This window comes from Enterobacter sp. FW301-JW81, assembly GCF_058788735.1.
Genome location: NZ_JBYTBA010000002.1, coordinates 164344 through 177699, shown reverse-complemented (window position 1 = coordinate 177699; position 13356 = coordinate 164344). Strand labels below are relative to the sequence as shown.

Annotated in this window: 9 protein-coding genes; 7 read left to right on the top strand and 2 right to left on the bottom strand. The window is 57.6% G+C overall.

All coding sequences use genetic code 11. The features are described 5' to 3' along the window. Positions 1-76: 76 nt before the first annotated feature. Positions 77-2356 carry an NADP-dependent oxaloacetate-decarboxylating malate dehydrogenase gene (gene maeB / locus AC3WOK_RS07765; RefSeq protein ID WP_047346690.1) on the bottom strand — a complete coding sequence of 760 codons (2280 nt, stop codon included), beginning with the start codon at positions 2354-2356 and terminating at the stop codon, positions 77-79. Between the two features lie 246 nt (positions 2357-2602). Here maeB and tal point away from each other — a divergent pair, with 246 nt between their 5' ends. Next, the gene (gene tal, locus AC3WOK_RS07760) at positions 2603-3553 is read left to right on the top strand and encodes a transaldolase (protein ID WP_492354293.1); all 951 of its coding nucleotides are present in this window, start codon (positions 2603-2605) and stop codon (positions 3551-3553) included. Between the two features lie 19 nt (positions 3554-3572). Then, entirely contained in the window at positions 3573-5561 is a 1989-nt protein-coding gene (tkt, locus tag AC3WOK_RS07755) for a transketolase (protein WP_447856040.1), read from the top strand. Positions 5562-5630: 69 nt separating this feature from the next. Here tkt and AC3WOK_RS07750 read toward each other — a convergent pair whose 3' ends face one another. Beyond that, complete coding sequence (locus AC3WOK_RS07750) at positions 5631-5963, bottom strand: tRNA-binding protein (RefSeq protein ID WP_063957758.1); 333 nt, start codon at positions 5961-5963, stop codon at positions 5631-5633. 138 nt (positions 5964-6101) lie between these two features. On the opposite strand from AC3WOK_RS07750, the gene ebgR reads away from it, so the two are divergent. The 5 genes from ebgR (at position 6102) to ygjJ (ending at position 13348) form a co-directional block, all read left to right on the top strand. Next, complete coding sequence (gene ebgR, locus AC3WOK_RS07745; RefSeq protein ID WP_047346694.1) at positions 6102-7085, top strand: transcriptional regulator EbgR; 984 nt, start codon at positions 6102-6104, stop codon at positions 7083-7085. 146 nt (positions 7086-7231) lie between these two features. Beyond that, the gene (gene ebgA / locus AC3WOK_RS07740) at positions 7232-10315 is read left to right on the top strand and encodes a beta-galactosidase subunit alpha (protein ID WP_492354292.1); all 3084 of its coding nucleotides are present in this window, start codon (positions 7232-7234) and stop codon (positions 10313-10315) included. Beyond that, a complete protein-coding gene (locus AC3WOK_RS07735) occupies positions 10312-10761 on the top strand; it encodes a beta-galactosidase subunit beta (protein ID WP_492354291.1) in 450 nt (149 codons plus the stop codon). The genes ebgA and AC3WOK_RS07735 overlap by 4 nt, the downstream gene beginning before the upstream one ends. A 53-nt stretch (positions 10762-10814) precedes the next feature. Beyond that, the gene (locus AC3WOK_RS07730; RefSeq protein WP_047346697.1) at positions 10815-12251 is read left to right on the top strand and encodes an amino acid permease; all 1437 of its coding nucleotides are present in this window, start codon (positions 10815-10817) and stop codon (positions 12249-12251) included. Between the two features lie 38 nt (positions 12252-12289). Further along, positions 12290-13348 (top strand): protein YgjJ, encoded by a 1059-nt coding sequence (ygjJ, locus tag AC3WOK_RS07725; RefSeq protein ID WP_492354290.1) that lies wholly within the window; start codon positions 12290-12292, stop codon positions 13346-13348. The last annotated feature ends 8 nt before the right edge of the window (positions 13349-13356 follow it).

The following is a 13356-nucleotide window of genomic DNA, read 5'->3' as shown; positions in this document are numbered from 1 at the left end:
CCCCGGCCCTCTCCCAAAGGGAGAGGGAGTATAAATCCCCTCTCCCTTTGGGAGAGGGTTAGGGTGAGGGTAAAAATTACAGAGGCTGCGTCTGCGCCTCAACCACCGCCAGCGCCACCATATTCACGATACGGCGCACAGAGGCAATCGGCGTTAACACGTGCACCGGTTTCGCCACCCCCATCAGCACCGGTCCTACGGTCACCCCTTCAGAGCTGGAGACGCGCAGCAGGTTATAGCTGATACGCGCCGCTTCCACGTTCGGCATAATCAGTATATTCGCCGATCCTTTCAGCGGGCTGTCCGGCATACGCTCGTTGCGGATGCTCTCCACCAGCGCCGCATCGCCGTGCATCTCCCCGTCAATCATCAGCTCCGGCGCACGCTCGCGCACCAGCTCCAGCGTCTGACGCATTTTGCAGGCCGCCGCGGATTTAGACGAACCAAAGTTTGAGTGCGACAGCAGCGCTACCTTAGGCTCGATACCAAAGCGGCGCACGGTCTCTGCGGCCATCACGGTGATCTCCGCCAGCTCGTCTGGGCTCGGATCGTCGTTAACGTAGGTGTCAGCGATAAAGGTGTTCCCGCTCGGCAGCAGCAGGGCGTTCATCGCCCCGGCGGTATGGACGCCGTCGCGATAGCCGAAGATCTCCTGCACCACGCTAAAGTGCTCGTGGTAATCGCCGATGGTGCCGCAGATCAGCGCGTCCGCTTCGCCGCGATGGACCATGATCGCGCCGATCACCGTCGTGTTGCTGATGACGGCTTTCTGCGCCTGCTCCTGGGTGATCCCGCGGCGCTTCATGATCGCGTAGTATTCGCTCCAGTACTCTTTGAAGCGCGGATCGGATTCGTTGTTGACGATCTCGAAGTCGACGCCTGGCTTAATCTGCAGGCCCAGCTTCTGAATGCGCATCTCAATCACGCTCGGACGACCAATCAGGATCGGCTTCGCCAGACCTAAGGTGATCAGCTCCTGGGTGGCGTGCAGTACGCGCGCCTCTTCCCCTTCCGCCAGCACCACGCGCTTCGCGTCGGCGCGCGCCTGCGAGAAGATCGGCTTCATGAACAGGTTGGTTTTATAGACAAACTCGGTGAGCTTATCGACGTAAGCGTCGAAGTCCTGAATCGGACGCGTCGCCACGCCGGAATCCATCGCCGCTTTGGCCACCGCTGGCGCAATTTTCACAATCAGACGCGGGTCGAACGGTTTTGGAATGATGTAGTCCGGGCCAAAGCTCAGATCCTGATCGCCGTAGGCTGAGGCAACCACTTCGCTCTGCTCGGCGTGGGCCAGCTCCGCGATGGCGTGAACGGCGGCAAGCTTCATCTCTTCGTTGATCGCCGTTGCGCCAACATCCAGCGCCCCGCGGAAGATGAACGGGAAGCAGAGCACGTTGTTCACCTGGTTCGGGTAGTCAGAACGGCCGGTACAGATAATGGCGTCTTCACGCACCGCTTTCGCCAGCGGCGGCAGAATTTCCGGTTCCGGGTTCGCCAGGGCCAGGATCATTGGCGCGCGCGCCATCTTCTTCACCATCTCCTGGGTCAGCACTTTCGGGCCGGAGCAGCCAAGGAAGATATCCGCGCCGTCAATGACGTCCTCGAGCGTGCGCTTGCCGTCGTCTTCCACCGCATACGCCGCTTTGGTTTCCGCCATGTTGGGCTCGCGGTCTTTATAGATAACGCCTTTGGAGTCGCAGACCACGATGTTGTGTTTCTGCATCCCCAGCGCCACCAGCAGGTTCATACAGGCGATGGCCGCAGCGCCTGCGCCAGAAACCACCATGCGCACGTCAGAAAGATTTTTCTCAACCACGCGCAGGCCGTTCAGAATGGCGGCGGTGCTGATAATCGCGGTGCCGTGCTGGTCATCATGGAACACGGGAATGTTCATACGCTCGCGCAGCTTCTGCTCGATATAGAAACATTCCGGCGCTTTGATGTCTTCCAGGTTGATCCCGCCGAAGGTCGGCTCCAGCGCGGCCACCACGTTGATGAATTTATCGGGATCGAGTTCGTCCACCTCGATATCGAACACGTCGATACCGGCGAATTTCTTGAACAGAACGCCCTTCCCTTCCATCACCGGCTTCCCGGCCAGGGCGCCGATGTTACCGAGACCCAGCACCGCCGTGCCGTTCGAGATAACGGCGACGAGGTTGCCGCGCGCGGTGTATTTGTAGGCTGCCAGCGGGTCTTTTTCGATTTCCAGACACGGGGCGGCTACGCCCGGTGAATAGGCCAGCGCCAGATCGCGCTGGGTCGCAAGCGGCTTGGTTGGGGAAACCTGGATTTTGCCCGGGACGGGGAACTCGTGAAAATCGAGGGCACTCTGTTTTAACTGATCGTCCATCTTGTTATTCCTTTTACGTATCGGTCAGATAGTATCGCCGCAGGACAGCACATAAACTTTGAAGGCTGCCAAACTCTCACCATCACACATCAAAAATTGTTATCAATTTATAACAGCCATGTTACCCGTCTCAAAAGCAATGCCGCCCCCGTCTGCTATGCTTTTTTGTTAAGTCCATCATGATTTTCTCAGAAGTGTGAACTAACGCACTCATCTAACTCTTTTATTTCCAAGGAGTAATTATTTATGAACCAGCTAGACGGCATCAAACAATTCACCACCGTGGTCGCAGACAGCGGCGATATCGAGTCGATTCGCCACTATCAGCCGGAGGACGCGACCACCAACCCGTCGCTCCTGCTCAAGGCAGCCGGGCTCGCGCACTTTAGTCATCTGATTGATGACGCCATTGCCTACGGTAAACAGCGCGGGAAAACGCAGGAGCAGCAGGTCGCTGAAGCCAGCGACAAGCTGGCGGTTAATTTCGGTGCGGAAATTCTGAAAAGCATCCCGGGGCGCGTTTCAACCGAAGTCGACGCCCGCCTCTCGTTCGATAAAGAAAAGAGCATCACCAAAGCCCGTCGCCTGGTTGAGCTCTACCAGGAGCAGGGAATCGATAAATCACGCATTCTGATCAAACTCGCCTCGACGTGGGAAGGCATCCGCGCGGCGGAAGTGCTGGAAAAAGAGGGGATCCACTGCAACCTGACGCTGCTGTTCTCGTTTGCTCAGGCGCGCGCATGCGCTGAAGCGGGCGTATTCCTCGTCTCGCCGTTTGTCGGCCGCATCTACGACTGGTACCAGGCGAAACAGCCGATGGACCCGTACGTGGTGGATGAGGATCCGGGCGTGAAGTCGGTCCGTAATATCTACGACTATTACAAGCAGCACCGCTATGAAACCATCGTGATGGGGGCGAGCTTCCGCCGTACCGAGCAGATCCTCGCCCTGGCGGGCTGCGACCGCCTGACTATCTCCCCTAATCTGCTTAAAGAGCTGCAGGACAAAGAAGAAACGGTGATCCGCAAGCTGGTGCCCACCTCTACCGTCCTGCCAAAACCAAAAGCCATGACCGAAGCCGAATTCCGCTGGGAGCATAACCAGGACGCCATGGCCGTGGAAAAACTGGCGGAAGGTATCCGCCTGTTCGCCGTCGACCAGCGCAAACTTGAAGATCTTCTCGCCGCCAAACTTTAACCTTGCCACGGAGTGAACTATGTCCCGTAAAGAGCTAGCCAATGCCATTCGCGCCCTCAGCATGGATGCCGTGCAGAAAGCCAATTCCGGTCACCCCGGCGCGCCAATGGGCATGGCTGATATTGCCGAAGTGCTGTGGAACGACTTCCTGAAGCACAACCCCAACGACCCCGCCTGGTACGATCGCGACCGTTTTATTCTCTCCAACGGCCACGCCTCAATGCTGCTCTATAGCCTGCTGCATCTCTCCGGCTACGACCTGCCGCTTGAGGAGCTGAAAAACTTCCGCCAGCTGCATTCCAAAACACCGGGACACCCGGAAATTGGCTATACGCCAGGCGTGGAAACCACCACCGGGCCGCTCGGCCAGGGGCTGGCCAACGCGGTCGGGCTGGCGATTGCCGAGCGCACGCTGGCGGCACAGTTTAACCAGCCGGACCACGAGATTGTCGACCACTACACCTACGTGTTTATGGGCGACGGCTGCCTGATGGAGGGGATTTCCCACGAGGTCTGCTCGCTGGCGGGCACGCTGGGGCTGGGCAAGCTGATCGGGTTTTACGATCACAACGGCATCTCCATCGACGGGGAAACCGAGGGCTGGTTTACCGACGACACGGCGAAACGCTTCGAGGCCTACCACTGGCACGTGGTGCATGAGATCGACGGTCACGACCCTGAGGCGGTGAAAAAGGCGATTCAGGAAGCGCAAAGCGTGAAGGACAAACCGTCGCTGATTATCTGCCGCACGACTATCGGCTTCGGCTCGCCGAACAAGGCGGGCAAAGAAGAGGCGCACGGCGCGGCGCTGGGTGAAGAGGAAGTCGCGCTGACCCGGCAAAAGCTGGGCTGGAAACATCCGCCGTTTGAGATCCCGAAAGAGATCTACAGGGCATGGGATGCCCGCGAAACGGGTGAAAAAGCGCAGCAGGCCTGGAACGAGAAGTTTGCCGCTTACAAAAAAGCGCACCCGGAGCTGGCCGCCGAGTTTTCCCGCCGCATGAGCGGCGGCCTGCCGGAAGACTGGGACGATAAAACCCAGGCGCTGATTGAAAACCTGCAGTCCAACCCGGCGAAAATTGCCACCCGTAAGGCCTCGCAAAATACGCTGAATGCCATCGGCCCTATCCTGCCTGAACTGCTGGGCGGCTCGGCGGATCTGGCACCGAGTAACCTGACCATCTGGTCCGGCTCGAAATCGCTGAAGGAGGACATTGCCGGGAACTATATCCACTACGGCGTGCGTGAGTTCGGGATGACCGCCATTGCCAACGGCATCGCCCATCACGGCGGCTTCGTGCCCTACACCGCCACCTTCCTGATGTTTGTCGAGTACGCCCGTAACGCGGCGCGCATGGCGGCATTGATGAAGGCGCGCCAGATTATGGTCTACACCCATGACTCCATCGGGCTGGGGGAAGATGGCCCGACGCACCAGGCGGTTGAACAGCTGGCGAGCCTGCGCCTGACGCCAAACTTCAGCACCTGGCGTCCGTGCGATCAGGTCGAAGCGGCGGTCGGCTGGAAGCTGGCGGTAGAGCGCCACAATGGCCCAACGGCATTAATTCTGTCACGCCAGAACCTGGCGCAGATTGAGCGCACCCCGGAGCAGGTGAAAAATATCGCCCGCGGCGGCTACATCCTGAAAGACAGCGGCGGCAAGCCGGACGTGATCCTGATTGCAACCGGTTCGGAGGTGGAAATCACGGTGAAAGCGGCGGAAAAACTGACCGCCGAAGGCCACGCGGTGCGCGTGGTGTCCCTGCCGTCGACGGATATCTTTGACGCTCAGGACGAGGCGTACCGGGAATCGGTTCTGCCCTCTAACGTCGCGGCGCGCGTGGCGGTGGAAGCCGGTATTGCCGACTACTGGTACAAATACGTCGGGCTTAAGGGGGCGATTGTTGGCATGCGGGGCTACGGCGAGTCCGCCCCTGCCGACAAGCTGTTCCCGTACTTCGGCTTTACCGTTGAGAACGTGGTAGAGAAGGCGTTGAGCGTGATCTAGTGCGGCCTGCGTGCCCGGTGGCGCTGCGCTTACCGGGCCTAAACAATCGGGTGGCATTGCCACCCTTTTTTATACCACCCGCACGCCCGCCGCCATCGCCCGCTCCGGCGTTAACAACACGCTTTCGCTGGCGTCATCGGTTTCCGCGCAGAGCAACATGCATTCAGACGTTTCGCCGCGCATCTTCGCTTTCGCCAGATTGCACAGCACCACCACCGTTTTTCCCATCAACTCCTCTTCCCGGTAATACGGCACCAGGCTGGTGACGGTTTGCAGCATTCTGCCGCCCACATCAATCTGCGCGATATAGAGTTTGTCTGCGTTAGCGTGGCGCTTAACGTCCACGATCGTCCCCACGCGGATCTCCAGCTTTGCAAAGTCATCGTAAGCTACCGTTTCCATGCTCTCTCCTTGGTAAAATTTTACTAAATACTAGCACGGTATTTGCCGGAATCAATGGGCAGGATATTTACTAAAAACGGATGCATGTCCTGATTCATCCTTTACAATGGGTTACCACGTGGGGGAATAAGGACAAACATGGCAACGCTCAAAGACATCGCGACGGAGGCTGGCGTTTCGCTGGCGACGGTATCCCGGGTTTTAAACGATGACCCAACGTTGAACGTAAAAGAAGAGACCAAACACCGCATTCTGGAGATTGCAGAAAAGCTGGAATATAAGAGCAGCACGTCGCGCAAAATGCAGTCTGCTGCGGTGGGTCAGCAACACATTCTGGCACTCTACAGCTACCAGCAAGAGCTGGAGATTAACGACCCTTACTACCTTGCCATCCGCCACGGGATTGAGACGCAGTGTGAAAAACTGGGCGTCGAGCTGAGCAACTGCTACGCCAACGCCACCCTGCCTGAGATTAAAAAACTCACCGGCGTACTGATCGTTGGCAAGCCCTCCTCGGCGATTCGCCGTACCGCGATGGCCTTAACGGACAACGTCTGCTTTATCGATTTTCACGAGCCCGGCAGCGGGTACGATTCCGTCGACATTGACCTCTCGCGCATCAGCAAGCAGATCGTTGATTTCTTTATTCATCAAAACGTTAAGCGTATTGGCTTTATTGGCGGGGAAGATGAGCCCGGAAAAGCCGATATCCGCGAAGCCGCTTTCGTGGAGTATGGCCGCCTGAAAGGGGTGGTGTCAGAACAGGACATCTGGCGCGGCGGCTTTTCCAGTTCGTCCGGGTATGAACTGGCAAAAACCATGCTGGCGCAGGCAAGCTGGCCTGACGCGCTGTTTGTCGCCTCTGATTCGATAGCCATCGGCGTATTGCGCGCTATTCATGAAAAAGGGCTGGCGATCCCCGAGGACATTTCGCTCATCAGCGTGAACGATATCCCGACCGCCCGCTTCACCTTTCCACCGCTCTCTACCGTGCGCATCCACTCGGAAATGATGGGCAGCCAGGGGGTTAACCTGCTGCTGGAAAAATCCCGCGACGGCCGAGCGCTGCCGCTGCAGGTCTTTGTCCCGAGCGTGCTGAAGCTGCGCGGCACGACCCGTTAATCCCCCACGCTCAACACCCAGCCGGGCATGCCCGGCATTTTTTTATTTCGTGATCGAGTTAAAGCAAATCGGTTTTACTGATTTTATTTAGTAAAAATTTTACTAAACTTCTCAGCAATGATGTTTTACCCCTACAGGGAGATAGCATGAATCGCTGGGAAAATATTCAACTCACGCACGAGAACCGGCTCCCGCCGCGTGCGTACTTCTTCTCATATGATACCGTCGCGCAGGCTCGCACCTTTGCCCGCGAAGCCAGCAGCCGCTTTTTATCACTCAGCGGCCAGTGGAATTTTCGTTTTTTCACGCATCCGCTCTATGTCCCGGAAAGCTTCACCTCTGAGTACATGGCCGACTGGGGCGACATCACCGTACCCGCCATGTGGCAGATGGAAGGCCACGGCCAGCTGCAGTACACCGACGAAGGCTTCCCCTTCCCGGTGGACGTTCCCCGGGTGCCCTCCGATAACCCCACCGGGGCGTATCAGCGCTACTTCACGCTATCGGAGGGCTGGCGGGGTAAGCAGACCCTCATCAAATTTGACGGCGTCGAAACCTATTTCGAAGTCTACGTGAATGGTCAGTACATTGGCTTTAGCAAGGGCAGCAGGTTGACCGCCGAGTTTGATATCAGCCACGCGGTGCATGACGGGCAAAACCTGCTGTGCGTGCGCGTGATGCAGTGGGCGGACTCCACCTACATTGAAGATCAGGACATGTGGTGGACGGCCGGCATATTTCGCGACGTTTATCTGCTCGGAAAAAATCCCGCTCACGTGCGCGATTTCACCGTCAGAACCACCTTCGACGAGGCGTATCAGGACGCCACCCTCTTCTGTCAGCTGGAGCTGGAAAACCTGGCCCCGCAGGCATCAGCCGTGTCGCTGGAGTATGCCCTGTACGATGGCGAGGTAGTGCTCCACCAGGGCACGACCGACAGCCTGACCGTGACCCGCTGCGCGGAAACGGCCTTCAGCATTAACGTCAAACGGCCTCAGCAGTGGTCTGCGGAATCACCGTACCTTTACCATCTGGTAATGACGTTAAAAGACGCGCACGGACAGGTGCTGGAAGTTATCCCGCAGCGCGTCGGATTCCGCGACATCAAGGTGCGCGACGGCTTGTTCTACGTGAACAACCGCTACCTGAAGCTGCACGGCGTGAACCGCCACGATAACGATCACCAGAAGGGCCGCGCCGTGGGGATGGATCGCGTCGAGCGCGATCTGATCCTGATGAAGCAGCACAACATTAACTCGGTACGCACCGCCCACTACCCCAACGATCCGCGCTTCTACGAGCTGTGCGACATCTACGGCCTGTTCGTGATGGCGGAAACGGATGTGGAATCTCACGGCTTTGCCAACGTCGGCGATCTGAGCCGCATCACGGACGATCCGGTGTGGGAGCCCGTTTACGTTGAGCGCATCGAGCGCCATATCCACGCCCAGAAAAACCATCCTTCAATCATCATCTGGTCGCTTGGAAACGAGTCCGGCTACGGCTGTAATATCCGCGCCATGGCCCGGGCGGCAAAGGCGCTGGATGACACGCGCCTGCTGCATTACGAAGAGGATCGCGACGCCGAGGTGGTCGATATCATCTCGACCATGTACACCCGCGTGCCGCTGATGAATCTGTTCGGTGAATATCCCCACGCTAAACCGCGAATTATCTGCGAATACGCCCATGCGATGGGCAACGGCCCGGGCGGGTTGACGGAGTATCAACACGTCTTCGATCGCCACGACTGCATTCAGGGCCACTACGTCTGGGAGTGGTGCGACCACGGTATTCAGGCGGCTGATGCTAGCGGCAATACGTACTACGCCTACGGCGGCGACTTTGGTGACTACCCGAATAATTACAACTTCTGTCTCGACGGGCTGATCTACTCAGACCAAACGCCAGGCCCCGGGCTGCGTGAATATAAGCAGGTGATTGCCCCGGTCAAGCTGCGCTGGCAGAACGGCGAGCTGCACGTTGAAAACCGCTTCTGGTTTACCACGCTGGATGATTACACCCTGCTCGTCGAGGTGCGTGCGGAAGGGGAAACGCTTTACAGCCAGCCGCTGCATATCACAGGCCTCGGGCCCAACAGCGCGCGCAGCATGCCTCTGGACCTGCCCACCCCCGACGAGCGCGAAGCGTTCCTGACCGTGCGCATCAGCAAAAACAGCCGCACGCGCTACAGCGAAGCCGGGCACGAGATCGCGGTGTATCAGTTCCCGCTAAAAGCGCGCACGGATCACGCCACGCCGTTTATTAACGTCAACGCGACGCCGCTGCTGCTGGAAGAGGACCGCCTGAGCTGCAGCGTGACCGGACATAACTTCCGCGCACGCTTCTCAAAAGTGACGGGGAAACTCTGCTCCTGGCAGGTTAACGGTGAGGAAAACCTCACCCGTGAACCGAAAATAAACTTTTTCAAACCGATGATTGATAACCACAAGCAGGAGTATGAGGGGCTGTGGCAACCCAACCACCTGCAGATTATGCAGGAGCACCTGCGCGGTTTTGAGGTCGAGCAGCACGACGATGCGGTCATCATTACCACCCGCACGCTGATCGCCCCGCCGGTGTTTGATTTTGGCATGCGCTGCACCTATCGCTGGCGCATTGCCGCCGACGGGCAAATTAACGTTGAGCTGAGCGGTGAACGCTACGGCGATTACCCGCACATTATTCCGTGCATCGGCTTTACCCTCGGCATCAACGGCGAATTCGACCAGGTGAGCTACTACGGACGCGGGCCCGGTGAGAACTACCCGGACAGCCAGCAGGCCAGCACTATCGATCTGTGGCACACCACGGTGGATGAGATGTTTGAAAACTACCCGTTCCCGCAGAACAACGGCAACCGCCAGCAGGTGCGCTGGGCGACGCTCGCCAACCGTCGCGGCAGCGGCCTGCTGGTGGTGCCTGAGCAACCTGTTCACTTCAGCGCCTGGCACTACACGGCAGAGGACATTCACGCCGCGCAGCACTGCAACGAACTGCGTCGCTGCGATGACATCACCCTCAACCTTGACCATCAGCTCCTGGGTTTGGGCTCCAACTCCTGGGGAAGCGAAGTGCTGGACACCTGGCGCGTCTGGTTCAGGCCGTTCCGCTACGGCTTCACCCTGCTCCCGCTGGAAGGCGGACAAACCGCCGCGCAGACGCTGGTGCGCCATCGGTTCGGCACCGGTTTCTTTTCCATGAATTCACACAGCGAGGCAGACAAATGATTGTTCTCGACAGCCTGGAGCAGTTCCAGCAGCGTTATCGCACGGGCCGTAAATGGCAGCGCTGCGCAGAGGCCATCAACAATAGCGACCACATCCAGCCCGGCGTTGCCCACTCAATTGGCGATTCGCTGGCCTACCGCGTGGCCTGCGATGCCAGCACCGACGCGCTGTTCGTTGGCCATCGCCGCTATTTCGAGGTGCATTACTACCTGCAGGGCGCGCAGAAAATTGAGTACGCCGCAAAAGACGCCCTTCAGCCTGTGGAGTGCTACCGCGATGAAACCGACCGCGAATACCTGAAAGGCGTGGGTCAAACCGAACAGGTGCGCGAGGGGCAAATCGTGATTTGTGAAAACCACGAGGCGTATCGCTTTATCAGCGAAACGCCAGCAAAAAAAGTCGTCCTCTATGTGACCATCGAAGACGGCTATTTCCATAACAAATAAAAAATCCAGCGGTGCCAATGAAGCACCGCCCTCCTCGTACCCGGAGATATGTTATGTCTGAAACTACCAAGCGTAATACCATCGGCAAATTCGGCCTGCTGTCGCTGACGTTTGCCGCCGTATTCAGTTTTAACAACGTTATCAACAACAATATCGAGCTGGGGCTTGCCTCGGCGCCGATGTTCTTTTTAGCCACCCTGTTCTACTTTATTCCTTTCTGCTTAATCATCGCGGAGTTTGTCTCCCTGAATAAAAACTCCGAAGCGGGCGTGTACGCCTGGGTGAAAAGTTCGCTGGGCGGGCGCTGGGCGTTTATTACCGCCTACACCTACTGGTTCGTGAACCTGTTCTTCTTCACCTCGTTATTGCCGCGCGTCATCGCCTACGCCTCTTACGCCTTTTTGGGCTATGAGTACATTCTTACGCCGTTCGCCACCACGGTACTGAGCATGGTGCTGTTCGCCTTCTCGACCTGGGTGTCCACCAACGGGGCAAAAATGCTGGGGCCCATCACCTCTGTGACCTCAACGCTCATGCTGCTGTTGACCCTTTCCTATATTCTGCTGGCCGGTGCGGCGCTGGTGGGCGGCGTGCAGCCAGCCGACCCGATTACCGTTGACGCGATGATCCCCAACTTCAACTGGGCCTTCCTCGGCATCACCACCTGGATATTCATGGCCGCCGGGGGCGCAGAGTCCGTTGCCGTGTACGTTAACGACGTCAAGGGCGGTTCAAAATCCTTCGTGAAGGTGATCATTCTGGCGGGGATTTTCATCGGCGTGCTCTACTCCATCTCCTCGGTGCTGATTAACGTCTTCATCAGCAGTAAAGAGCTGAAATTTACCGGCGGCTCGGTGCAGGTATTCCACGGCCTGGCGGTGTGGTTTGGCCTGCCGGAAGTGCTGATGAACCGCTTTGTCGGCCTGGTCTCCTTTACCGCGATGTTCGGCTCGCTGCTGATGTGGACCGCAACGCCGGTCAAAATCTTCTTCTCTGAAATCCCGAGCGGCATTTTTGGGCCAAAAACCGTGGCGCTGAACGAGAACGGCGTACCGGCGCGGGCGGCGTGGATCCAGTATCTGATCGTCATTCCGTTAATGATTATCCCAACCATGGGGTCCAATACCGCGCAGGAGCTGATGAATACCGTGATCAATATGACCGCGGCCGCGTCGATGTTACCGCCGCTGTTCATCATGCTGGCTTACCTGAACCTGCGTCGCAGGCTCGATCATCTCCCGCGCGATTTCAAAATGGGCTCACGCACCACGGGCATGGTGGTGGTGTCGATGCTGATTGTGATATTCGCCATCGGCTTTGTGGCCTCAACCTTCCCGACCGGGGGCAATATTCTGACGATTATTTTCTATAACGTCGGCGGCATTGTTTTATTCCTCGGATTTGCCTGGTGGAAATACAGCAAATACGTCAGAGGATTATCAAAAGAACAACAACATATTGAAGCATCACCGGCCTCGAATAGTCAGTAATACGGCAGGCAGGGATATTTTTTCTTTGGGATGAGTGTATGACAATTAAAACAAAAACGTTCTGGGCGCTGGCCGCCCTCTCCTTCTGCTGCCCGTCATTTGCCGCAGAAGAGGCGCGGCCAGCCGAGCACGACGATACCAAAACGCCGGAAATCACCTCTCCGTCATTTCGTTTTTATGGCGAACTGGGGGTTGGCGGATATATGGATTTAGAAGGTCCGGATAAACATAAATACAGTGACGGCACCTATATTGAGGGCGGTCTGGAAATGAAGCACGGGCACTGGTTCGGCCTGATTTACGGCGAGGGCTGGACCGTACAGGCGGACCATCAGGGCAACGCCTGGGTGCCCGACCACAGCTGGGGCGGATTCGAAGGTGGGCTTAACCGCCTTTACGGCGGCTACAAAACTGACGGCAATACCGAAATCATGCTGAGCCTGCGTCAGGACTCCTCCCTCGATGACCTGCAGTGGTGGGGAGATTTCACGCCCGATCTGGGCTATGTGATCCCCAACACCCGCGACATTATGTATGCGCTGAAGGTACAGAACCGCTCCGGGAACCTGCGCTACAGCGTCACCGCCACGCCTGCGGGGCACCATGACGAGAGCAAAGCCTGGCTGCACTTTGGTAAATACGATCGCTATGACGATAAATATACCTATCCGGCGATGGCCAACGGCTATATCCAGTATGACCTCGTCAAAGACGTCACCTGGATGAACGGGCTTGAGGTCACCGACGGCACCGGTCAGCTCTTTTTAACCGGCATTCTGTCGCCCAATCTGGCGGCGCGCGCCTGGCATCACACCGGGCGGGCCAGCGGCAAGGACGTCTCCGGCACTGAGACCGGCTATATGGTCAGCGCCATGGTTGAAGCGTTAAAAGGCGTTTATCTCTCCACCGCTTACAGCTATGCAAAGCACCGCCCGGACAATGCCGCCGATGAAACGACCTCGTTTATGCAGTTCGGTATCTGGTACGAGTACGGCGATGGGCGCTTTGCTACCGCAGCCGACAGCCGGTTCTATATGAAAAATGCCTCCGGCGACCCGAGCGACCGGGTCTTCCTGATGCAATACTTTTACTGGTAAAAGGATCT

Coding starts and splice junctions, on each gene's coding strand:
- maeB (WP_047346690.1), bottom strand. CDS start 2,356: ATGGACGATCAGTTAAAACAGAGTGCCCTCGATTTTCACGAGTTCCCC.
- tal (WP_492354293.1), top strand. CDS start 2,603: ATGAACCAGCTAGACGGCATCAAACAATTCACCACCGTGGTCGCAGAC.
- tkt (WP_447856040.1), top strand. CDS start 3,573: ATGTCCCGTAAAGAGCTAGCCAATGCCATTCGCGCCCTCAGCATGGAT.
- AC3WOK_RS07750 (WP_063957758.1), bottom strand. CDS start 5,963: ATGGAAACGGTAGCTTACGATGACTTTGCAAAGCTGGAGATCCGCGTG.
- ebgR (WP_047346694.1), top strand. CDS start 6,102: ATGGCAACGCTCAAAGACATCGCGACGGAGGCTGGCGTTTCGCTGGCG.
- ebgA (WP_492354292.1), top strand. CDS start 7,232: ATGAATCGCTGGGAAAATATTCAACTCACGCACGAGAACCGGCTCCCG.
- AC3WOK_RS07735 (WP_492354291.1), top strand. CDS start 10,312: ATGATTGTTCTCGACAGCCTGGAGCAGTTCCAGCAGCGTTATCGCACG.
- AC3WOK_RS07730 (WP_047346697.1), top strand. CDS start 10,815: ATGTCTGAAACTACCAAGCGTAATACCATCGGCAAATTCGGCCTGCTG.
- ygjJ (WP_492354290.1), top strand. CDS start 12,290: ATGACAATTAAAACAAAAACGTTCTGGGCGCTGGCCGCCCTCTCCTTC.